General features: G+C 64.9%; 3 protein-coding genes. 1 reads left to right on the forward strand and 2 read right to left on the reverse strand.

What is annotated here, in order from left to right; all coding sequences use genetic code 11:
- A partial coding sequence (locus EOA60_RS32450) for a GFA family protein (RefSeq protein WP_164899753.1) occupies nucleotides 1-341 on the forward strand: 341 nt, incomplete at its 5' end.
- A 19-nt stretch (nucleotides 342-360) separates the two neighbouring features.
- Here the strand turns inward: EOA60_RS32450 and EOA60_RS32455 are convergent.
- Nucleotides 361-1122, reverse strand: a complete 762-nt coding sequence (locus EOA60_RS32455; RefSeq protein WP_095823547.1) for a glucose 1-dehydrogenase — start codon at nucleotides 1120-1122, stop codon at nucleotides 361-363.
- Between the two features lie 11 nt (nucleotides 1123-1133).
- The coding region (locus tag EOA60_RS32460) for an ABC transporter permease subunit (protein ID WP_128312589.1) at nucleotides 1134-1511 on the reverse strand (378 nt) is incomplete at its 5' end.

The following is a 1511-nucleotide window of genomic DNA, read 5'->3' on the forward strand; positions in this document are numbered from 1 at the left end:
GCCGCCGGGCGATCGGAAGCCCGCTGACCATCTGGATCGGTTACCGGCCGGACCAGATCCGCTTGACCCGCGGCCAGCCCAGGGAATTCTCGAAGACCCGGGGCATCGTCCGCAGCTTCTGCGAGAAATGTGGCACCTCGATCGCCTATCGCGACGAGGGACTGAACGACGAGCTTTATGTCACGATCGGCTTCTTGGACCATCCGGAGCGGTTTCGGCCACAAGCCCACGCCTATTGGCGGCTGCGTCTGCCCTGGCTGGAATTCTCCGACGATCTGCCGCGTATCGACACCTACTCGCGACGTCGCGATCCGGCATTCGGAAATCCAGTCGACCGGTAGATCGCTCGCCAAGCGCGCCTCAGCCGATGCTTTCGCCGCCGTCGACGACCAGCGCCTGGCCGGTCATGAAGGACGAGCGGTCGGAGACCAGGAACAGGATTGCTTCGGCGATTTCCTGCGCGCTCGCCCAGCGCCCCATCGGGATCTTGGTCCGGACATAGTTTTCGATCGCGTTGCGTCCGCCCATCTGGGTGATGAACGGCTCGTTGAACGGCGTGTCGACCCAGCCCGGACAGAGCGCGTTGATGCGCACATTGTGCTTGGCGTAGTCGAGCGACATCTGCCTGGTCATCGCCACCACCGCATGCTTGGACGTAGCATAGGCGATCATCTCGCGATCGTAGAAGACGCCGGAATTGGACGCAGTGTTGAGTATGACGCCGCCGCCCTGCGCGATCATCGCCGGCATGACGGTCTTCGCCGCGAGGAACTGCGCCCGCACATTGATCCGCCACGACGCATCCATGCCGTCGGTGCTGACTTCCGTCAGCGTGCCGCCGACCTGGATGCCGGCATGGCTGTGCAGGATATCGATCCGGCCGTGCTTGCCGAGCGTTCCCGCTATGAGGTCCTCGACCGCCGTGTCGTTGGCGACATCAGTCGCAACCGCTTCGGCCCGGCCGCGGGCTGCGCGGATAGCGGCCGCCGTGGCCTCGCCTGCCGCCGGATCCCGGTCGGCGATCACCACGACAGCCCCTTCCCGCGCCATGATCATGGCGCCGGCGCGCCCGATGCCCGACCCGGCGCCCGTCACCACGGCGATGCGATCTTTCAAAATCATGGATCTGTCTTTCACGGCAATGGTTTTCGTCGGCCGAGCTGCCATTGCGCGAGCAGGACGAGCAGCACCGAGGCGGCGAGCACGATCGTCGCGATGGCGTTGATCTCCGGCGTCACGCCGCGTCGGATCGAGGCAAAGACATAGATCGGCAAGGTCGTCTGCGCGCCGGCGACGAAGAAGGCGATGATGAAGTCGTCGAAGGAGAAGGTGAAGGCGAGCAGGAAGCCGGCGATCACCGCCGGCATGATCTGCGGCAGCACGATCGAGCGGAACGTCGTCAGCGGTGTTGCATAGAGATCGCTCGAGGCCTCGACCAGGTTGCGGTCGAGGCTGCTGAGCCGCGTGCCGACGATCATCGTCACCAGCGCCATCGAGAACAGGCCGTGCGC

This window comes from Mesorhizobium sp. M1A.F.Ca.IN.020.06.1.1, from assembly GCF_004023265.1.
In the GTDB taxonomy this organism is placed as follows: domain Bacteria; phylum Pseudomonadota; class Alphaproteobacteria; order Rhizobiales; family Rhizobiaceae; genus Mesorhizobium.

Bases quoted from the DNA above. Each gene is read 5' to 3' on its own strand.
- EOA60_RS32455 (WP_095823547.1), bottom strand. From the start codon at position 1,122: ATGATTTTGAAAGATCGCATCGCCGTGGTGACGGGCGCCGGGTCGGGC.